General features: G+C 30.6%; 17 protein-coding genes. 2 read left to right on the top strand and 15 right to left on the bottom strand.

Going from position 1 to position 22,489, the window contains the following annotated elements:
• Positions 1-226: 226 nt before the first annotated feature.
• Positions 227-430, bottom strand: coding sequence for an H-type small acid-soluble spore protein (locus CLHOM_RS08650; protein ID WP_052221301.1), 204 nt, complete (start codon positions 428-430; stop codon positions 227-229).
• A 161-nt stretch (positions 431-591) separates the two neighbouring features.
• On the opposite strand from CLHOM_RS08650, the gene CLHOM_RS08655 reads away from it, so the two are divergent.
• On the top strand, positions 592-1,224 hold the full coding sequence (locus tag CLHOM_RS08655; RefSeq protein WP_052221302.1) for a LysM peptidoglycan-binding domain-containing protein: 633 nt from the start codon (positions 592-594) through the stop codon (positions 1,222-1,224).
• A gap of 45 nt (positions 1,225-1,269) precedes the next feature.
• Here the strand turns inward: CLHOM_RS08655 and CLHOM_RS08660 are convergent, their stop codons facing one another.
• From CLHOM_RS08660 to CLHOM_RS08685, 6 genes are all read right to left on the bottom strand, one after another.
• Entirely contained in the window at positions 1,270-3,705 is a 2,436-nt protein-coding gene (locus CLHOM_RS08660; RefSeq protein WP_052221303.1) for a glycogen/starch/alpha-glucan phosphorylase, read from the bottom strand.
• Positions 3,706-3,725: 20 nt separating this feature from the next.
• On the bottom strand, positions 3,726-5,156 hold the full coding sequence (gene glgA, locus CLHOM_RS08665) for a glycogen synthase GlgA (RefSeq protein ID WP_052221304.1): 1,431 nt from the start codon (positions 5,154-5,156) through the stop codon (positions 3,726-3,728).
• A gap of 127 nt (positions 5,157-5,283) precedes the next feature.
• On the bottom strand, positions 5,284-6,246 hold the full coding sequence (locus CLHOM_RS08670; RefSeq protein ID WP_082204389.1) for a 3'-5' exoribonuclease YhaM family protein: 963 nt from the start codon (positions 6,244-6,246) through the stop codon (positions 5,284-5,286).
• Between the two features lie 66 nt (positions 6,247-6,312).
• Positions 6,313-10,074, bottom strand: a complete 3,762-nt coding sequence (gene addA / locus CLHOM_RS08675) for a helicase-exonuclease AddAB subunit AddA (protein WP_052221305.1) — start codon at positions 10,072-10,074, stop codon at positions 6,313-6,315.
• Entirely contained in the window at positions 10,047-13,433 is a 3,387-nt protein-coding gene (gene addB, locus CLHOM_RS08680) for a helicase-exonuclease AddAB subunit AddB (protein WP_052221306.1), read from the bottom strand. Before addB ends, addA begins: the two co-directional genes overlap by 28 nt.
• 88 nt (positions 13,434-13,521) lie before the next feature.
• Positions 13,522-14,127, bottom strand: a complete 606-nt coding sequence (locus CLHOM_RS08685) for a hypothetical protein (RefSeq protein ID WP_052221307.1) — start codon at positions 14,125-14,127, stop codon at positions 13,522-13,524.
• 185 nt (positions 14,128-14,312) lie between these two features.
• Here CLHOM_RS08685 and pap point away from each other — a divergent pair, with 185 nt between their 5' ends.
• Entirely contained in the window at positions 14,313-15,797 is a 1,485-nt protein-coding gene (gene pap, locus CLHOM_RS08690) for a polyphosphate:AMP phosphotransferase (protein ID WP_052221308.1), read from the top strand.
• 79 nt (positions 15,798-15,876) lie between these two features.
• On the opposite strand, the gene CLHOM_RS08695 is transcribed toward pap, so the two are convergent.
• From CLHOM_RS08695 to CLHOM_RS08730, 8 genes are all read right to left on the bottom strand, one after another.
• The gene (locus CLHOM_RS08695; protein ID WP_052221309.1) at positions 15,877-18,372 is read right to left on the bottom strand and encodes an ABC transporter permease; all 2,496 of its coding nucleotides are present in this window, start codon (positions 18,370-18,372) and stop codon (positions 15,877-15,879) included.
• 17 nt (positions 18,373-18,389) lie between these two features.
• Positions 18,390-19,070, bottom strand: coding sequence for an ABC transporter ATP-binding protein (locus CLHOM_RS08700; RefSeq protein WP_052221310.1), 681 nt, complete (start codon positions 19,068-19,070; stop codon positions 18,390-18,392).
• Positions 19,071-19,223: 153 nt separating this feature from the next.
• Positions 19,224-19,400 (bottom strand): H-type small acid-soluble spore protein, encoded by a 177-nt coding sequence (locus CLHOM_RS08705; RefSeq protein WP_052221311.1) that lies wholly within the window; start codon positions 19,398-19,400, stop codon positions 19,224-19,226.
• A gap of 67 nt (positions 19,401-19,467) precedes the next feature.
• The gene (locus CLHOM_RS08710) at positions 19,468-19,668 is read right to left on the bottom strand and encodes a hypothetical protein (protein WP_052221312.1); all 201 of its coding nucleotides are present in this window, start codon (positions 19,666-19,668) and stop codon (positions 19,468-19,470) included.
• Positions 19,669-19,807: 139 nt separating this feature from the next.
• The gene (locus tag CLHOM_RS08715) at positions 19,808-21,049 is read right to left on the bottom strand and encodes a sensor histidine kinase (RefSeq protein ID WP_052221313.1); all 1,242 of its coding nucleotides are present in this window, start codon (positions 21,047-21,049) and stop codon (positions 19,808-19,810) included.
• Between the two features lie 4 nt (positions 21,050-21,053).
• On the bottom strand, positions 21,054-21,749 hold the full coding sequence (locus CLHOM_RS08720) for a response regulator transcription factor (protein ID WP_052221314.1): 696 nt from the start codon (positions 21,747-21,749) through the stop codon (positions 21,054-21,056).
• Positions 21,750-21,763: 14 nt separating this feature from the next.
• Positions 21,764-22,000 carry a DUF1653 domain-containing protein gene (locus CLHOM_RS08725; protein ID WP_052221315.1) on the bottom strand — a complete coding sequence of 79 codons (237 nt, stop codon included), beginning with the start codon at positions 21,998-22,000 and terminating at the stop codon, positions 21,764-21,766.
• Positions 22,001-22,200: 200 nt separating this feature from the next.
• Positions 22,201-22,488 carry a spore coat protein gene (locus CLHOM_RS08730; RefSeq protein WP_052221316.1) on the bottom strand — a complete coding sequence of 96 codons (288 nt, stop codon included), beginning with the start codon at positions 22,486-22,488 and terminating at the stop codon, positions 22,201-22,203.
• Position 22,489 lies beyond the last annotated feature (1 nt).

The following is a 22,489-nucleotide window of genomic DNA, read 5'->3' on the forward strand; positions in this document are numbered from 1 at the left end:
ATTATGCAATTTTTCAATATTAAAGTTTCATTTTTTGACTATTTTTTTGATTAATTTTTATTATTTCGTTTACATTATTAATAAAAAATAATCAAATTGTCATTTTTTTTATTAATAAGTTAAAGCTAGTATTCTACCATTATCATTTTATTCCAATAATAGTAAAGAGATTTAATCCCTTATAATTAAATCTCTTCTAAAATTCTTTGTTAAAATTATCACTGAATTATTGATTTATCTTTCCCACCACTTCTTTAGTATTAACTAAATCTTTAACGTATACTCCCATTACTTCTCTAGTTGTTAAGCTCCTAATCTGAGCTGTTTCTGAATTATTGTCAATCTCTTCAATCCATATTGGAAGACCTTTATATAATACCTTAATTTTATTTGAGCTTGTAATAATTTCGTGCGCTTCATGTAAATCCATAATTATTCCTCCTTTATAGTTTATATATGTTTATATGCTCTGCGTAAATTAATTAAAGTATGTAAATGAACTAAAAATATATTATCAATATGTTTAAAAGTCTTTTATCTGGCAATAATCTGAATAAAACACATATAAATGAAAGGAGAACTACATTAAATATGAAATCAAAAATTAAAAAGGCCCTAATAATTCTTTCCTCTGCAATTGTATTATTCTTTGGAGTGTTTTTCATGACTAGAAGCTTAAACAATCTTGTACAAAGCTCAAATAAATCAGATATAACTGACGTCAATGAAACTTCTTCCAAGGAAAATTCAAATGCAGAAGATAAGGTCCAAGTTTCAAAGGATAATAACACTACAAAAAGTACCAATGATGAACCTGCTGCTCAATCATCTAATAACTCTACTGCTGAAAAGTATACAGATTATGTAGTACAGAAGGGAGATACTTTATATAGTATAGCTAGAAAGACAATTCCATGGAAAAGCCAAGAAGAAGCAGTTAAATTAATAGAAACTATGAATAATATAAAAGATAGAGAAGTAATAGTATCTGGACTACGTTTAATGGTACCAGTAAACACCATTGATACAACAAATTGCATAAAGTACACAGTTCAACCTGGTGAAACTCTCTATAATATAGCTGAAGAATATCTTCCAACAATAGACACAAATGAAGCAGTTCAGGTAATAATGCAAAAAAATAATCTTTCTAACCCTAATCTTTTAAGTGTAGGTCTTGAGATCTACATTCCTGAAGGAGAAGCAGAACCAGACGCAGAATAATAATCAAAAAGAACAAGCACCATCTAATGCTGCTTGTTCTTTTTGTTATATGATATTAACTTTTCTAGTGTTCCATATTTCTTTAGAATAATTTTCAATAGTTTTATCACTAGAGAATCTTCCAGAATGCGCAATATTAATTACACTCATTTCCTTCCATTTGTTGTAATTTTTATATAGAGCCTCAGCTTTTTCTTGAGCATTAACGTAAAAATGAAAGTCTTTAAATATAAAATATTCATCGTTCTTATCTATTAAGTGCTTATATATGTTTATAAATTCACAATTAGGCACTTGAAAATATCCATTAATTAAGCTATTTACTATTTTATTGATTATTGGATCTCTATTAAATATCTCTTTTGAGTTATATCCACCATATCTTTCGTAGTTCATTACTTCATCAGCATTCAAACCAAAAATTATTATATTTTCTTCTCCAACGGCCTCTCTTATCTCAACATTTGCTCCATCCAGAGTAGCAAGGGTAATTGCCCCATTCATCATAAATTTCATATTACCGGTTCCAGAAGCTTCTTTTGAGGCAGTTGAGATTTGCTCACTTATATCTGCACAAGGGATAATTTTCTCTGCTAGAGAAACTCCATAGTTTTCTAAAAATAATACTTTTATTTTATCTTTAATACTTCTATCATTATTTATTTTATACTGCACCGTGGTTATTAGTTTTATAATCTCCTTAGCCAAAAGATAACTTGGGGAAGCTTTTGCAGCAAAAAAGAAGGTTCTGGGAACTATATCCAAATTAGGATTCTCTTTAAGCTTAAAATATAAATTAATAATATTAAATAGATTTAAAATCTGCCTTTTATACTCATGAAGCCTTTTAACTTGAACATCAAATATGGAATATGGATTGATTTCCACTCCATATCTATCCTTTATTTCTTTTGAGAATTCTATTTTATTTTTTTTCTTTATTTCCGCTGCTCTATCTTGAAAAGCTGCATCTCTAGAATATTTTTTTAGATTAATAAGCTCCTCTGGTTTTTTAATCCATTCTGTTCCTATAGTACTGCATATAAGCTTTGATAAGCTTGGATTTGCTTCCAGCAACCATCTTCTATGAGTAATTCCATTTGTTTTATTATTAAATTTTTCTGGATAAAGCTCGTAAAAATCTTTTAATTCTCTTTTTTTTAAAATTTCTGTATGAAGTCTTGCTACTCCATTAACCGAGTATCCCCCTACTATTGCTAGATTAGCCATCTTTATATGATTTTCATTTATTATAGACATTTTATTGATTTTACCTTGTTCCATTTTATATTTTACTTTTAAATCCTCTACAAATCTTCTGTTAATTTCCTGCACTATCATATATATTCTAGGCAATATCCCCTTAAACATGTCCACCTGCCATTTTTCCATAGCTTCTGCCATAATAGTATGATTTGTATAGGAAATTGTTTTATTAGTAATTTCAAACGCTTTATCCCATTCTAAGCCTTCTTCATCAATAAGTATTCTCATAAGCTCTGGTACTGCTAGAGAAGGATGAGTATCATTAATATGAATAGCTACATATTTATATAAATCATTAATATGATTTTTTTTACTTTTATAACTTCTTATTATACTTTGAACACCTGCACTAACGAAAAAATATTGCTGCTTAAGCCTTAATAGTTTTCCTTCTATTTTAGAATCATCTGGATATAAAACCTGTGATATGGACTCAACAGATGCTTTGTCTTCTAAGGCTTTAAAATATTCTCCCCTACTTATTAAGTTTAAATTAACTGCTTCTTCCTCTTCTAAAGCTTCTGCGCTCCAAAGCCTTAAGGTGTTCACAGTTTTATTGTCATAACCTATTATAGGAATATCATAAGGCACCGCTTTTATTCCTTGATAATTCTCATAGGTAAACTTCAAATAACCATTTTCATAATTTTCAATTACTCTTCCTCCAAGTTTTACAACTACAGCCTTATTATCCTTTCTCACTTCCCAAGGATTAGGTTCTTTTAGCCAATTATCAGGAATTTCTATCTGATATCCATTGACTATCTTTTGCTCAAAAAGGCCATACTTATATCTTATTCCACAACCATGACCAGGAATTCCAAGTGAAGCCATGGAATCTAGAAAACAGGCTGCTAATCTACCAAGACCTCCATTGCCAAGACCTGCATCTAACTCTTGTTCTTCAATTTCTTCTAACTTTATTCCTAATTCTTTTAAGGCTACCCTGCATTCCTCTTCAATACCTAAATTATAAAGATTGCTTTTTAAAAGACGACCTATGAGAAACTCCATAGAAAAATAGTAAACCTGTTTTTCATTATTTGCTTTGTACTGGCTATTTGTCTTACTCCAATTTATTGAAGAATAATCTCTAATTAAGTCCGCTAAAGCTTCATATTTCTGGAGACTAGAAGCTTCTTCTATATTTTTTCCAAACATACTTTTAACTTTTCCTGCAAAATCCTTTTTTATAGTGTCTTTATTAGCAATCATTAATACACCTCTACAAATGATTATATTATATTGTTATACATATTTAGGTATTCTTGTGCAGATTTATTCCAACTATAATCTCCTTTTATTGCTCTCTCAACTAATTCACTCCAAACTTCTTTTTGGTAGTAGCATTTTATAACCCTTCTTATGGTATACAGCATATCCTTAGAATTAAAATTCTTAAAACTAAATCCATTGCCATCTCCAGTATGTTCATTATATGAAAAAACTGTATCATTCAGCCCCCCAGTTTCTCTAACAATTGGGATACTTCCATACCTTAGAGCAATAAGCTGACCTATGCCGCAGGGTTCGAATTTAGAGGGCATCAAAAATATATCCGATGCTGAATATATCTGCTGTGCTAGAATTCCGTCAAAATAGAGATTAGCTGAAAGCTTCTTGGAATTATTAGTTTCATAATATCTAAACATATCTTCATATTTCTTGTTACCAGTACCTAAAACTATTAGCTGAATATCTTCTTTTAAGATTTCATCTATAACCTCTTCAATTAACTCTAAACCTTTCTGTTCCTCCAATCTTGTAACCATTCCTACAACCGGTATATCTATATTAATAGGAAGTCCCAGCTTCTTTTGAAGTTGTTCTTTATTTAACTTCTTTAATTGGAAGCTATTTTCATCATAATTATAAAATATACTTTTATCCTTTCTAGGATCATTCAATTCTGTATCTAGGCCATTTACTATTCCATACAAATCTTTACTTCTGCTGTACAAAAGTCCATGAAGTCCCTCCCCATAGTCCTCAGTTTTTATTTCTTCTGCATAAGTTATGCTCACAGTATTAATTGCATCAGCAAACATTATTCCACCTTTAAGAAAGGATATTCTATCATAGAATTTTAACCTATCCTCACTAAAATATTCTTCTCTCAAATTTAACATTTCATGAAGCATTTCTTTTTCAAAAACACCTTGGTATTTTAAATTGTGAATTGTTAGTATAGTTTTTATTTTGCTATGTAAAGAGCTTTCACTATAATGCTCCTTAAGTAAAGGGATTGCAATAGCTGTATGCCAATCATTACAGTGTAATACATCAGGTGAAAAACCTTCCATATAATTTATTGCTTCCAGTACAGCCTTTGAGAAAAAAGAAAATTTTTCTCCATCGTCCAAATCCCCATAAGGTTTTGCTCTTTTGAAATAATACTCATTATCTATAAAATAAAAACTTATGCCCTCTTCCTCTAACTTAAATAATCCACAATATTGATTTCTCCACCCCAGCTGAATATTAAACTCAGCTATTTTTATCATCTTTTCTAAATATTTTAGTGGTATCTCGCTATACTTTGGTAATATTACTCTCACATCTAGTCCTAACTTACTAAGTGCCTTTGGAAGAGCATAGGCAACATCACCAAGCCCTCCTGTTTTAATGAACGGATATGCTTCTGATACAGCATATAGTATTTTCATATTTCATCCCATCCTTACATTAAGATATATATGTATATTCTACACATTACATTTTTTACCTTTTTAATTTTATGAAAGAATTTTGGATAAAATGTATAAAAAAGCAATACAAATAAATTGTATTGCCCTAAAATTGAATATTCGATCTATATATTTTTCTCTTTTCAAGTGACCATATAGGGTTAGAGAATTCCCCCCTATTAGCTTCATTAGTTGCCTTATGCATATCATATAAACTAGCATCCATTATGTCTAGGTAATGAAGCATCTGAGCTTCTGGAATCATAGGCTTTTTAGGACTTCCAAATTCTGCTTCATAATGATGGGATAGAATCATATGCTGTAATAGCATTGTTATCTCCTTATCAGCTCCTACCTTTTGTGCCGCAATTTCAACATTTTTAACCCCTTGAATGATATGTCCTAAAAGCTGTCCTTCTATAGTATAGTCACTTACAATGCCAAGCTCACTTGAATCCATTTCATCAATCTTTGCTAGATCGTGTAGTATTACCCCTGCATATAATAGATCAGTATTTATAAATGCATAGATTTCACAAAGTTTTTCTCCAGCCTTCAGCATTGTTGTAGTGTGGTATAAAAGCCCGGATCTTACTGCATGATGGTTCTTTTTTGCAGCTGGGAAATACAATATCTTGTCTTCATAGCTATCGATTATATTTTCTACAATGGCTCTTATATCCCTGTTGTTTATTTTCGAAATATAATCATATATTTGCTCCAACATATATTCTGGTTCGTAAGGTGCAGATGGCACAAAGTCAGATATCTTAACCTGATCCTTTTCATCAGTAAGCCTTATTTTATCAATTTTAAATTGCATGTTATTTTGCCATACAGTAACACTACCTCTTACTTTTATCAGCACATTAGGTTTATATATTTCTTCATCACCTTCATTATAGTTCCAGTACTTTGCATTTATCTCTCCAGTACTATCACCCATGGTAAAGTCTAAGTACTTTTTACTATTAGTAGCAGTTCTGCATTCTGCTGATTTAATGATAAAAAATCCATCAACCTTATCATTTACGTGAAACTTATCAATAGTTTTCATTAATATGTCCAAATTTATCCCCCTCTTTCTAGGTAGGCTGGAAGCTTTCAAAATTCCATTTAGTTTTTTTATTTTCGCCTAGATAACTTTTAACTCTTTATCATTATAAAACATATATAAATATTTTTCCTTTACTTTTTTATTAGTAATTAATTCTATGGCTCTTGAGTAATAATCTAACTGTATTTTATATCTGTCTATAATGTGTTTTTCTTGACCTTCCTCATAATAATCAGTCTTATAGTCCAGTAATACTAAGCCTTCCTCTTCTTCAAAATAACAGTCAATAATTCCTTGAAGCATTATCTTCTCATCAGCATATTTCTCTTCAGGAAGTTCCTTAAATATTTGTGTACTTTTTAATTGTATATGAAAAGGAATCTCTTTATATACCTGTTTTGCTTTTAAAACTCTCTGTCCAAGATTAGAATTAATAAAGTTTAAAATCTTCGCTACATTGATGCTTTCTGCCTGCTCTATTGTAATTAATTCTTTTTCTACTAAAGCATCCAATTGTTCTTTTAGCTTTGTCTCATCCATGTCCCTTTGAAGTTTTATTTTCTGCATTACTGAGTGCATTGCAGTTCCCTTTTCTGCTCCTGTAAGCTTTCTATCCTTTTCCATAAAGCTAGGCCTTTTAACAAGACTTGGAGTATATATGCTTTGACTGTAACTGCTATACATATCCCCTATGGTTCTTCTGTTTTCCATTTTCTTTATTTCTGTAACAGTAATTAGGGTAGGGAGCTTTGAAGACTCAGAAAATTTATACTTCCATTCTAATCTTTCTTTTATTGCATTATAATAAGAAAGTTCTATATTCTCTTTTGCTTCCTCTCTTTCCTCAATTGACTCAGATTTCTCTTTTTCTTCAGTGTTTCTATATTCATTTCCTGCATTATGAATTCTGATTTCCCATTTAGAATCATCTTCTAGTAATTTTACAGTATCATAATCTTCAATTCCAGCAATTTTTCTTAATAGTTCCCCATTGCTATGTCTTATTATGGATGGACAAATCCAATCTAAATAATTCTTTGCTTTAGAAATTTCGTATTCAGATAATTTTTCATCACTATTGTCTAGGCCGTAAGCCCATTTTTTAGCTTCCTTTTCAATACTATTTACCCTTCCTGTTATGATAAGCTTTTCTTTTGCTCTAGTTAGCGCAACATATAATATTCTCATTTCTTCTGATAAGGTCTCTATTTTAATTTTTCTCTTTAAAGCTTCCTTTAATACTGTTGGATAAGATATTCTCTTTTCTAAACTTATATAATCAGTTCCATACCCTAAGTCTGTATGGAATAAAATTCGTCTATTTATATCCTGCATATTAAAATTCTTGCCTAAGGCACTTAAAAACACTACTGGAAATTCTAAGCCTTTACTTTTATGGATACTCATTATTCTAACAACATTTTCATTTTCTCCTAAAATCTTTGCGCTTCCCATGTCTCCGCTGCTCACTCTAAGCTTATTTATAAAATTAATAAAGTTAAATAAGCCCTTATAGCTAGTGCTTTCATATTGTTTAGCCCTTTGAAAAAGAATTCTAAGATTTGCCTGTCTTTGTATCCCTCCAGAAAGAGCCCCTACATATCCATAGTAGCCTGTATCCGTATATAAATACCAAATAAATTCATCTATAGGAAGATGTATAGCCTTCTCCCTCCAAAAGTTCAATTTCTTCATGAATTCCTTACATTTAGTAATTAGAGGTTCTACCTTTCTGTCCTCCTCAGTTTCCTTCTCAACTATATTTAATAATCCTTGATAAAAATCACCATTATCATTATTAAGCCTAATATCTATAAGCTCCTCAGGGGAAAAAGCTCCAATTGGTGATCTTAACACCGCAATTAATGGAATATCCTGCCTTGGATTATCAACTATCTGAAGAAGAGATAGGATAGTCTTTATCTCAAGTGTTTCAAAATAACCACTTCCCACGTCTGCATAGGCAGGAACAGCTAAATCTTTTAATTCATCCATGAACACTGGAGCCCAATTAGAAGTACTTCTTAGAAGTATGACTATATCCCTATATTCAACCTTTCTATATCCTTTCAAATCCTTATCGTATATCTTATAAACTTTCTCATTTCTTGGATTAACTAGTTCTTCAATTCTCTTTGCTACAAACCTTGCTTCAAGCTGTATGTCAGAAAGTATCTCCTCATCTGCTTCTTTTTCCTTTTCTTCCCCCTGTGAAGAATCCTTAGCTTCTTTACTTTTTTCTATTAAATTGAGCTCTATACTGCCTCCAATAATTACTTCTTTGTCTTCACACTCTTCAAAGCTTGCACCTAAATTAAGAGCTTCTCCTTCGTCATATTCTAGTTCTCCTACATTTACAGACATTATTTGCTTAAAAATGAAGTTAACTCCATCTAGAATCTCTTTCCTACTTCTAAAATTTTTGAAAAGTTTTATTACTCTTTCCTTTGCATCCTCTTCTTCAGAATAGTAGTTATACTTTGACATAAATAATTCTGGCTTTGCCTGTCTAAATCTATAAATACTCTGCTTTACATCTCCTACCATGAAAACATTAATGTTTTTGCCAGTAGTTTCATCTTTTCTTGCTATTGAATTAATTAAAGCCTCCTGCACATAATTACTATCCTGATATTCATCAACTAAAATTTCAATGTATTTTTCTTTTAATCTTGAAGAGACTTCCTCATTTTTCAATATATCTAGTGCAAAATGTTCAAAATCATTAAAGTCAATAATTCCCCTATCCCTTTTTGCCTCTGCATATCTTTCCATAAATTTTATTGTAGTTTCAGATAGTACTTTCATAATTGGATAAAGTTCTATTAAATCTTCTATAGTATCCTTACTGCCATACAAAGCTACTCTTTCTTTCATACCTTCTTTAATTTGCTTTTTCATTTTATCTCTTATTTCTTTCACTTTTTCCTGATTATCTTTATTTTCACACCTTTTGCAAGGTTTCAATTTATTAAAATTAGCCTCCTCCAAAGAGCTTTTTAAACTATCCCAGGATATTTCACAGCTTTTAATTAAGTCTTCTATCATGGATAATTCTCTGCTAAAATCAGCAAAATATGGTTCCAATCCATTGGTGCTGCTTATTATCTCTATAGCCTTTTCCATTAGACCTTTTAATCCATTTAATTGTATCTTTATATCTTCCCTTATTATATTGGCCCACTTAGATTTGCCGAAATCATAGTTTTCATCTACATTAAAATCCTCTGCCATACTTATTAAGGTATCTTCAGGATTTGGGGCTGCCATAGCAAAATTATATAAAGAAAGTATGATATTTTGAAGTTCCAAATCATCTTTATTATTACTATAGAATTCTACCAGTCTTAAAAATTCTTCAGTACAATTTTCTTTTTCGTAGAGTTCTTCAAACATCTCTTCTATAGTCTCATCCTTTAAGAGTATTGTTTCCGTTTCATCAGCAACTCTAAAAGATGGATCAATATTTATAAGATGAAAATTATTTCTTATTATATCTAAACAAAAGGAATGAATTGTGGTTATACTTGCTCTATTAATTAAGGTAAGTTGTCTTTGCAGATGTTTTGATTTAGGTGCCTTTGCTATTTCATCACTTATTGCCTTGGCAATTCTTTCCTTCATTTCTGAGGCAGCTGCATTTGTAAAAGTCACAACTAGAACTCTATCTATATCAATTGGATTTTTAAAATCTGTTATCATTTTAATTATTCTTTCTACTAATACTGCGGTTTTTCCTGAACCAGCTGCTGCTGCAACAAGAAGATTGCATCCATGAATATCAATTGCAGATTTTTGCTCTTTGGTCCATTTTACTTCTTCATGCTTAGTAGCTGCCATATCTCTTCATCCTTTCTTTCTTCAATTACTTTGTAGCTATTTCCATCAAAGGCATTGTCAAATTGACATATGGCTGAATACATACAAAAGCTACAGGCAGTTTTGTCCTTATCTTTAAAAGGTCTAATATTAATTTCTCCTCTTAACATTTCTTCGCAGGTTTTAATAAGGTTATTTTTAACATGCTCTCTTAAAATATTAAACTGTTCTTCTGTACCCACGGAGGATTTTCCTAAATCCCCTCCTTTATTAATTCTTGCAGGTATTATTAATGAAGAGCCTTCAATTTCTTTATCCATTTCTTTAACTATTTTAGGATCAGCAAGAAGCAAACCTCTCATCTTCAATTCCTTCATTATCTCTTTTTCAATCTCTTCCTCAGAAATCTCCCTACTTCCCTTTACTATTGGATCATGAATTCTAAGATAGAATACTCCCCCTGGTATTTTAGGATCTTTATCCTTTATTTGTTCATTTGTAAGTATGGCATCAAGATAAGTAAGCAATTGAATTTGAAGTCCATAATAAACATCCGATAGCTTAAAATCCTTATTCCCAGATTTATAATCAATTATTCTGTAATAATCCTTGCCTTCAAGAGTAAGCTTATCAACTCTGTCTATCCTTCCTATAAGCTTAACCTTCTCACCATTTGAAAGTTCTATTTCAATAGGTGGATAGACAGCTTTATTATCAAAGCCTACTTCATATCCTATAGGCTGAAAACCGCTTCTCTTAAGATGTTCTATAATTATTAAAATAGTTCTTATAAGTACCCTTTTTAGCCTTTCAGTAAAATATCTATACCTAGGAGAACTGTCAAATATCCCCCCTGAAACCTCCTTAGCTTCTTTATCAACTATATCTGAAACTGTTTTAATACACCAAGTCTCATCTATTTCATACCACTTCATAGAATTTCTTTCTATTATTTTAGAAAATTCATCAATTACACTATGCATGAAACTTCCTAAATCAGGAACACTTATGGCAAATACTTTTCTTTCCTTTGCTTTAAGTCCATATTGAACGTAATAAGCAAAAGGACATTCAACGTATTTCTCAAGCTTAGAAACACTAAAATAAAGCTTATCTCCATAAAGCTTTCTGACCTTTTCTTTACTTATCTGCTCCACAGCATTTGTATAAGCAGAAGCAGAATAAATTGCATCTAATTTACTTCTCCATTCAGGATTATCCTTATACCACTGCTCAACTGCCCTCCAAAATGGGCTTATTTCCTCATCCTTATTATCTCTTCTTAAAAGAGATACAAGCTTATTAAAGGTAGGAATCTCCCTTGTAACTAATTCCATACTACTATCTATATCTTTTTCAATAATTTCCCCCTCCTCAGTTATTCTAGGGAAAACTACTTTTAATCTACTTATAATAATGGATGGTCTTAAGGCCTTACCCTCGAAATCAGCAATTGAATAGCACAATCTGAGGTATTTACCTGTATTCGTAAGAGTCTTATATATTAAAAATTGTTCTTCAAAAGTCTTTATTTTTGAATCATCAGCAATTTCAACGTCCATATTTCTAAGGCTATTTCTATCAGCATCTGTCAAAATTCCTTCATCCTTTAAAACAGCTGGAAATATTCCATCATTAACTCCAATTACATAAAGAAGTTTAACTGTATTAGTTCTTACTCTCTCTACATCAGATACTAGAACTTCATCTAAAGATGGAGGTATGATACCCATCTTATGTTCTCCAAAGCCCAAAGATAAAAGTTTTACAAATTCTTTTAAATTCAAAGGTTCTTCTTTAAAAACTTCTACAATCTGATCTAAAAGCTCCATTACTAGATTCCAAATTTGGCTATATTCTCTTGCTAGAGCTTGATTTCCCTCTTCATTGAATTTATTTACCCAGCTTTCTATGGTCTCATTTACTCCCAAGTCACATAAAAAATTGAATATGGCCTTACATATTTCCTCTGCCTTTTTATTCTCCTTTAAGCTTTCATTAAGCTTTAGTAAGGGTGTAGTTATATGTACTCTTATTTTATTTACTTTTTCTAATAATTCCTCATTACCATTTTCCCACTGTGAATTCCATTTATTTTTTCCCCTTATTCCATTAGCCATAACATAATTTTCAATTATGTGTAAATCATCTGGTTTTATATTTAGAAGTCCAGCTTTTAAATATCTAAACATAGCTTCATAAGACCAATTCTTATTAAAAATATCTATGGCTGATGTTATTAGAACTACTAAAGGATTATCATCAATTTGTTTTTTCTTGTCTATAAAATAAGGTATTTTATATTCATCAAAAATTACCTTTATTATCTTTTCATAAATGCTCAAATCCCTAGTTATAACTGCTATTTCTTTAAATCTTACTTCTTCCTGCCTTGTGAATTTAATTATATCCCTAGCAACTGCTTCTATCTCAGCATAGGGATTTAGTCCTCTAATTATAGATAAGTCCTCAGTTTTCTCACTATAAATAACATTTGGATGCCTAAAATAATTAGCTTCCAAATGCTTTATTTCCTGGTTTTCTTTGAATCTATCCATGCAAGAACTTTTTAGCACAATTTTATCTTCTATTTGAATAGCATTTTCATTAGCTAAGTCGATTAACTTTTTTTCTGTATTTTTTATAGGAGCAAAAACATCTGTTAAGTCCATTTCTCCTGAAGTATTTATACATAAGGTTATATTTACTCTCTCAGCCTTCTTAAGCATTTTCTCTATTATCTTATACTGCTGAGTGGTAAAAGAATTAAACTCATCAAACCATATTTCTGCCTCTTCAAGTAAGCTCCAATACTCAATTTTATCATATAGTAAATTTAATTCATCTTCACTATCTATGTAATTTCTATGCAGTGCTTCTTCAAAAGTTTCAAATATAATACTAATATCATAAATTTTGTCCCTAAAGAGTTCTCCCTCTTGAATATTGCCAAGAGCTTCCTTAAGAATATATGGGCTTATATCGTATCTTTTAAACTCAGTAATAATATCTGAAATCTTATTTACAAATCCTTTTTGCTCTGAAGCAGCTGCAAAAACCTTTAACTCTTCCTTTAACTTATTCATTATGTTTGAAACGAGCATTAGCTTTCCTGAGGAATTCATATGTTTTTTAGTGATTCCTCCTACCTCATCAAATACTGAATAAGCAATTCTTTCAAAGCTTGTTACTTCAGCATTACCAATTCCCGTACCCCGTATATGCTCAACTAGACTCTTTTCTGCTTGAAAAGAAAACTGCTCTGGAACAATTAAAATTAGATGTTTATTTTCCCCCTTCTCAAGTCTTTCCTTTATAGAATCAATACAAAATCTACTTTTACCACAGCCTGCGCTGCCATATATCAACCTTAAACCCATGAAATTCACCATCTTTATTATTAATATTATCAAATATCCATACTCTTTATATTATATCATAGTTTTGTAAATCTATAGTTTTAAGTCTCTATTCATCCTTTTCTATCAGCTTAATTTCACAGACTACTTTAGTAACTATAAAAGACATTAACATTAGTCCTCCAGAAATTATATATACATTTGATAAAAACATATTTGTCTGCCATTCCTTTACTGCATTTAAATCTTTCTTAACAATTTCTTCTTTGCTATAGTCAGCTAGCATTGCTTTAATGTCTAAAGCCTTCAATTCTTTAATCAATACCTCTTTATTATTTATTTCTTGAAGTTCTTGAAGTCTGTTAATAAGTACATCTAGCGCCTTATTATTTCCCTCTTTTAATTTTCCAATATAGCTATTTACATTTTCTTTTATGGTATTAATGGAATATTCAGATACATTAACAGGCACTGCTTCCTTATATTCATAATTCAACTTATCAATATCCTTTAAGCTTATACCCTCTTTTTCTACCTTAGCTAGCATAAACCTATTTAGTCTATTTTCATAAATTACCTCTGCACCTTTTTCTGTATGAGATATTCCAAGTAGTATGAATATAATTGCTCCTATAAGTGTAAAAAGAATAATTTCCTTATTATATTTTAGCTCTTTCCTCTCAATTCCAATAAGTCTCCCTATAATTTTAAACATGGCTTTCTCCTTTTATTTAACATAATTTCTTATGTATAATTCTTTACATAATTTTATTATTATAATCACTAAAGCTAAACTTAGGGTAATTTGCCATATTGTGAAATTATTAATTGTAATATATTATATATACAATATAATAGTCCTATCAAAGTTAAAAATTCTGTAGAAAGAAGGTGCTTTCTATGCTAGATAAAATTGACTTAGAAAAAAAAGTTGATAAAAGTAAGTATAAACAGGCCATCTCAGAAATAAATACTAGGCTTAGCGAACTTCAAAGAAAATCAAAAGAGCTAAAAATACCAGTAATACTACTCTTCGAAGGCTGGAGTTCATCTGGCAAAGGAATTTTAATTAATAAACTTATTCTTTCTATGGATCCTAGGGGTTTTAAGGTTTGGAGTACAGATAAACTTACAGAGGAAGAAAAAATGCATCCATTCTTATGGACTTATTGGAACAAACTTCCTTCCAAAGGCAGAATATCAATATTAAATAAAAGCTGGTATAAGGAATTACTCCATTCAAATATAAATAATAACAGCCAAAATAAGATAGATTCTATTTATAAGGATATTTACTCCTTTGAAAAAACACTTGTAAAAAATGGATATTTAATAATTAAATTCTTTTTTCACATAAGCAAAGAAGAACAGAAAAAAAGATTTAAGAAAATCGAAGATAGTCATTCCATGGCATGGAAAGTTACTGAAAATGACTGGAAACAAAATGAGGATTATCATATATATAGAAAAGTCTTTAATAATATGCTTAAAAAGACTAATTATGACTTTTCACCCTGGCACATAATAGAAGCAGAAGATAAAAAATATGCTTCATTGAAAATAAGTGAGACCCTTGCTAAAATTCTTGAAGAGAGTATTCACTCTATAGAAAAAGCTGATGAAAACAAAGTTGAAGATTTTTCCATAAACTCAAAAGCGGACCATGAGTATCAATCAATACTAAATAATTATGACTTATCATTAAATATACAAAAGGAAGATTACTCAAAGCAATTACATCTATATCAGAAACGTCTAATTGATCTCCAATATATGCTCTATGCAAAACGAATACCTGTAGTAATAGTATATGAAGGAATGGATGCTGCGGGCAAAGGTGGAAACATAAGGAGGCTAACTGAACATATGGATCCAAGAGGCTACGAGGTTATACCAATTTCAGCTCCTAACATGGTAGAACAGGATTATCATTATCTTTGGAGATTTTGGACTAAAATGCCTAAGGATGGTCATATATCGATTTTCGATAGAAGTTGGTACGGAAGAGTCTTAGTAGAAAGAATAGAAGGATTTTGCAGCCAAGATGATTGGACAAGAGCTTATGATGAGATTAATGCCATGGAAAAGCAATTAATAAATCATGGCACAATTCTCTTAAAGTTCTTCCTCCAAATTGATAAAGATGAGCAGTATAAAAGATTTAAAGCTAGAGAAGAAAATCCAGAGAAGAGTTGGAAAATCACTGAAGAAGACTGGAGAAATCGCAGCAAATGGGAAGAATATGAGGATGCTATAAATGAAATGTTTCATAAAACCAGTACAGAACAGGCCCCTTGGACAGTTGTTGAATCTACTGATAAAAAATACGCAAGAATAAAGGTGCTAAGAAATGTAGTTGAAGCCTTAGAAAAAATATTACTATAATTTTTTTAACTAAAAAGAGGTTAAAGTCTTTATACTTTAACCTCTTTTCTCCGGTGGCAGGCACCTTAATTGAAATTTTTTAAAATTCTTCTCTTACAGCATCTATTAAATTGTCTCTTTTCATTCTTCTAAGTGGTGCTTGAATTGAAATATATCCAATAAGCATAGTGCCTATTACTGCAATAGCTATGGATTCTATTGGCAGGCTATAGCTTTGCTCTCTTACTTCATTAATATTCCTGTAAATTACATAAGAAAATACTGTTCCAATTATAGAGCCATATATACTACCAACAATTCCATACAGCATTCCTTCAAGAGTAACAATTTTTCTAAGTTCCTTTTGAGTAAGGCCAATACATTTTAAGGCTGCAAATTCTCTTCTCCTTAATATTAAATTTGTAGTTAATGTATTAATAATATTAACACAGCCTATTAAGGATACTACTATAACAAATCCGAACAATAATATTTTAACCATTAAAATTGCAGCCTTTGTCATTCTGTTTCTTTCTATAATATTTATAAGCTTTAAGTCCCCAGCTGAGCTTATTATATTTTCAATACGATTTTTAGCCACATTTTCTAAACCAGCGTCTTTAATTTTTATATTTAAACCTGAAGGTTTTATTGTTTTTTCTAATAACTTTTCAGCTACATTTTTTGTGGTTATAATTTTTAAATCTTTTTCAACACCTGTAAAGTCAAAGGGATTTCCTTCAAGCACAGCTAAAACTTTAACCTTTTTTACATCCTTATCTGTAAATTGGACTTTATCTTGACTATCACTAAACCTTTTCTCATTGCTTTGAAGAAGTATCTCATCTCCCACTTTTAGTCCTGATATAGGTCCATAAAAATTGTTTTCTGTTTTTTCATTATAGACTCTATTTTTCCCTATGATGATTACTCCATTTTCACTGTTTAACTTCTCAGAGTCTATAGCGCCTTCCTTTATATATTCTTTTGCAATATTAAGGGATTTGTCATCATATACAATTAAAGAACTATTTACTAGGGTTTTGTTTTGACCTTTGTATTTAATATCTGTATAAACCCCACCAACGTTTTTTATATCCTCTAATTCTTTATTTTTATCCATTACAGCATAAAAGTAGTAAGGATTGTATTCTTTATATGTCACATCTGTTTCAGAAAGCTTATCAATGCTGTCAATAATTTTTTCATCAATAGTAACACTATTTGACTTACTTGTTTTATTATCAGCGACAACAGAAAAGTGAATGTTGCTAGATTCATTTAACTCACTATAAACGTTTAAGGATATATCCATAAATGCCTTAAAGGTAATAAATAAGGTAACACTTATTACTATTGAAAATACTGTAGTTCTGTATCTTTTTCTATTTCTCTTTATATTTTTTGAAGCTAAAGCTCCTTCAAACCCAAAAATTCTTCCTATAATTAAGCTCTTTCTTCTCTTTATATTTTCCTTTGCAATTGAACTCCTGCTGTTAATTGCAACTAACGGAGAAATCCTTCCTGCAAAAATTGCTGGCAGCATTGCTGATACATATATAGAAATTAATCCAACAATAACGCTAATTATTAAAACATCTAGGGTTATTTTAGGCTGAATAAGCACTAACTGTCCCTTTCCAATAATTTTAAATGCTATATCTATACCATATAAGGCCCCTATCCCGCAGCAAAGTCCTATGGGAATTCCTATAAGTGCAAGAAAAGTAGCTTCTCTTAAAATGATTTTTCTTATTTGTCTTGGTGTAGTTCCTACAGCTCTTAATAATCCAAATTGCTTAACCCTTTCTACAACACTTATGTGAAAGGCATTATAAATAACAGCTATAGTTGCAAATACTACAATTCCAATTATTACTGAAAGTCCACCTAATAGTTGTTTTGGAAAACCTTCTCCCTGCATTGCTAACAAATTACTGTTTTCCATAACTGATTTTTCATCAGAAAGTCTTTTAAGTTCTTTAATATTTTCCCCTAATTTTCTATTAACCTGTAGTTCTGCTAAAAGAATTTTTCTATTACTATTTACATTTGAGCTAGCAGAAATTATTTGCCCCTCTCCAGATATTTGACTTCTAAATGTATCATTTAATATTCCCACTAAATCATATTCCTTACTTCCTACCTTTATAGTTTCTCCTGGCTTAGCATCCTTATTTACTTTATAAAGTAACCAGTTTTCTAAAGCCACTTCTCCTTTTTTTTCTGGGAACCTTCCTTCTTTTAATGTAATAGGCAGTAGCTTAACAGCCTCCTCAGTTACAAATACTTCCCTTGCCTTAACTTTATCGTTTATATTTATTTCTTCTCCTTCTGCATATGTACCACTTCTTAGAACATTTGGATTGCTCTTAATCTTCGTAATTAAAGTCGCATTAACTTTTGAGTAAGCTATATGCCAAGATCCAAAATTGTTTTTCATATCCTGTATCTGTGCCTCTTGCATACTCTTTAGAAAGAATCCTATAGAAGACACTAAAGCCACTGATAGTATGATTCCAATTAACGTAAGTATAGTTCTCTTTTTATTGCTTTTTAAATATTTCCACGTTATTTCCTTATAGCTACTGATCATAGTTTTCACCTCCTAACTTACTTTAAATATTTATCTGAAACTATTCTACCATCCATAATTGTTATTACTCTATCTGCGCTGGAAGCTATATTTACATCGTGAGTAATCAATATTAGAGTCTGATTATATTTTTTTGCTGAAAATTTTAAAAGCTCGATTACTTCTTTTGAAGTACTGCTATCAAGATTCCCTGTAGGTTCATCAGCAAGTATTATTGAAGGTTTATTTAACAGAGCTCTACCTATGGATACTCTCTGTTGCTGACCACCTGATAGCTCTGAAGGCAAGTGATGTTTTCTCTCCTCTAGCCCTAAAAGCTTTATTATCTCTGCTAAATATTCCTTATCCACTTTGTCATTATCAAGAAGTGCCGGCAAAGCTATATTTTCCTCTACATCTAATACTGGCAGCAGATTAAAGAATTGAAATATGAATCCAATTTTTCTTCTTCTGAATATGGCAAGCTTTTCTTCCTTATATTCATATATATCTTCTCCATCAATAATTACCTTTCCCTCAGAAGGTCTATCAAGACCACCTAATAGATGAAGTAAAGTACTTTTACCAGAACCGGAAGCACCTACTACCGCTACAAATTCACCCTTGTTTATAGTTAAATCCACACCTTTAAGTGCTTCAACTTTATTTCCTTCTTTACCATAAATCTTTTTTAAACCTTGAATCTTTAAAATCTCCATAGTATCCTCCTCTTTTCCTTTTGATGATTACATTATATTGCTATTATCCATAAGCCTCCATGACAGACTTCTTACAAATAGAAAAATTATCTTACAATTCTGTAAGAAAGTATAGAGATATAAAAAATACCTGGGATTGCTCCCAGGTTAGGTTTAACCTTCTTGTAAATCTTTAATATCTACGTTGAATTCCTGATTAGTTTCTAAATTTTTAACTTTGATAATATCACTATTTCTATCAATATTTCCTAGCCAAACAGGATCTCCTTTATACTTTACCTCTATCACACCTAATGATTCTATAATCTCACAAGCTCTATTTTTATCCATGTGCATTTCTCCTTCGTAATTATGTTTATAATGTATTTTGTCCTATAAAGCTACAAAAAAATACACCCTAATGGGTGTAATCAGCTGCAAGTATATTATTTTTTTTAAAACGTCTTATTTGTTTTCTTAAGAAACAATACGCTTGTACATCATCATCTGTTATCTTAAGTACTTTTATTGTTCTTTGGGTTATTTCGTTTCCTTTTAGGTATAAAATAATAATAATCCTCTGCTCCTCTAAAGATGCTTTTAATACTCTATCATACATTTTTAACACCTCTATTATTTTAATGAGCTATAAGATTATTATACTCTTGTTAAAATGCTAACGCAAACATTTGTTCTTATTTTTATTAATTATACACTACTTTCATAAACTAGCATATTTATTCCATAAGTTTAATTACTTAATACTTTAAAAAACTAATTGTAAAGCTTGTATCTTCCGAAGGCTTACTGCTAACCTCAATATATCCTCCATGCTTTTCCACTACTGACTTAGCCAGCGCCAGTCCAATTCCTATGGACTCACTGTTTTTAGATTTTTTCCCTTTATAAAATCTTTTAAATATATGAGGTAAATCTTCCTCACATATTGCTTCTCCAGTATTTGAAATTATTATTTTAGTATATATAGGATTATCTATAATATTAATATAAACCCTTCCCCCTTCTCCAGAATGCTCTATTCCATTTTTCACCAAATTAATTAGAGCTTCCTGAATCCAGAGCCTATCATGCTTTAAAAATATTTGTTCATTTTGCACAAACTCTAATTTAACCTTTGACTGTATTGCTCTGTCTTGAAGGGTTTCAATTGTTTCTTCTATAGTTTCATTTAAACTCTGATTTTCTATTTCTAGTTCTATGGCATTTGCATCTATTTTAGCAAGCTTAAGTAGGTTTAAAATCAACCATTTCATTCTATTAAGCTGATTTTCGCTGTTTTTTAAAAAAGTTCTCTCCTGTTCCTTAGTCAAATCCTTATTAAGTAAAATATCATTATATAAAATCATAGAAGAAAGGGGAGTCTTTAACTGATGAGAAATATCTGAAAGCAAATCTACTAAGAAGCTTTTTTCTTTGTTAAGAGCATAAATATTCCCTCTAATGACCTCCCCCATAGAATTAAAGGATTTTGTAAGTTTTGATAAATCTCCTTCTCTTTCCTCACTGAGCTTCAGGTTATAATCTCCCTCTACAATCCTCTTAGCTGCTGAAGTAAAGGCTCTAACTGTCTTATAAAAGTATCCATACTGAATGTAATTAAAAATGAAAAGTATGAAGGTTAAAATAATACCTGAATATAAAATAGTTAACTGTATACTTTTAAAGTTTCCATTAATATACGGGAATACCTCAGTGTCAAGGGTATTACTTAAACCATATTGCCTTAAAATTTCTCTGCCTTTTAGTTCTTGTTCTTGAGTCACGTCTTTAGTCAGAAGAGGTACTATTTCACTTTCAAGCTCAGGATCAACTTCAACCACCTTAGCTGTAATACTACCAAAGACCTTTATATAGTCTTCCTTCAATTTATCATTATGTAACTTTATTAAAAGCAAATTTAAAGCTAGAAAAGAAATCATTATAATTATTAAGCCCATGGAGCTCTTTTTAATTTCAGGATTATTAAAATATCTATTCATACCTTTACTCCTTAACTACTTCCTTATTCCACTTATATCCTAAACCACGAAGGGTAACTATATACTGAGGCTCCTTTGGATTTTCTTCTATCTTTTCTCTTATCCTTTTTATGTAAACTGAAAGAGTATTTTCATCAAAAAAGACTTCTTCACCCTCCATCAATTCCTTTAATATCTCATTTCTTTTCATAACAGTTTGTGGTTTTGACATAAATATTAAAAGAAGCTTGTATTCTTGTGCTGTAAGGGCTAATTCATTATCCTGCTTTTTAGCTAGTGCCCTTGAAATATCAATAGCTATATCTCCACTAATTAATTTATTTTCTGAAATAACTGTCTTAGAATTTCTTTTTAGAATGGCTTTTACTCTTAAAAGCAGCTCTTTTACTCTAAAAGGTTTAGTTATATAATCATCTCCACCTATTTCAAAGCCCATTACTACGTTTACCTCTTCATCTAAAGCTGTTAAAAATATTACGGGTACATCATACTTTTCTCTAATAAACTTACATAAGTTATACCCGTTACCATCTGGAAGATTCACATCTAATATTATTAAATCAAACTTTTCTCTCTCAATAAGAATCTTGCCTTCCTTCATAGTTCCCGCTATTAAAACCTGGTAGCCTTCATCCTTAAGGGTAAATTCTATACCCATTGATAATGCCTCATCATCTTCAACTAACAGTAATCTATTCATTTCTGTATCCTCTCTTAATCTTCGCATTCTTCGAATCTATTTACAAGCTTCCCATCAACTTCAACCTGTTCTAAAAACATTTCAAGAGGTCTTACCCAAATTCCGAACTCACCGTACAAAGCTTGATATACAACTAAATCTTCAAGAGTCTCTGAATGCTTAGCTAAATGGAGTACTAAGTATTGGTTTCCTTTGAAGTGTTTATATTTTTTCCCTATATTAATCTCTCTAATATTTTTTGAAGTGTCCATGCTTTTACCTCCAAATCTTGCTATTGCAAAATTTCAAATTTTTCCTACTTTATTTAACAATGGTACTATAAAATTATACAACATTTATACATTATTCTCCTCTCAATATATAAAAAATAAAAATTTAAACAAAAAAGACCTCCAAAATCTTGGAAAGTCTTTATAATTAGTTCAAAATCACATGTACTAGTAATTATATATTAAGAAAAATTTTTTGCTTTTTCATACTCTTTTCTTATTTGCTCAGTTGGATCATCATAAGCTGGATACCAGCCTTTTCTTATAAGTATATCAGATAACTGGAAGTGTTCTCCTATAGCTTTGTCTAACTGATCACCTAACATTTGCCTTAGCTGAGGATCTACAGCTTCTGCTGTTGCAGCAGCTAAAGAAGTTATAGCAAATTTTGAATCCTTACTCATATCTTGTGCAATATCTTTACTTTCTAACTTATTATCATTTCCCATAAGCCTATCTAAAAAAGACATT

The sequence above is a fragment of the Clostridium homopropionicum DSM 5847 genome (assembly GCF_001263795.1).
Lineage (GTDB): Bacteria > Bacillota > Clostridia > Clostridiales > Clostridiaceae > Clostridium_H > Clostridium_H homopropionicum.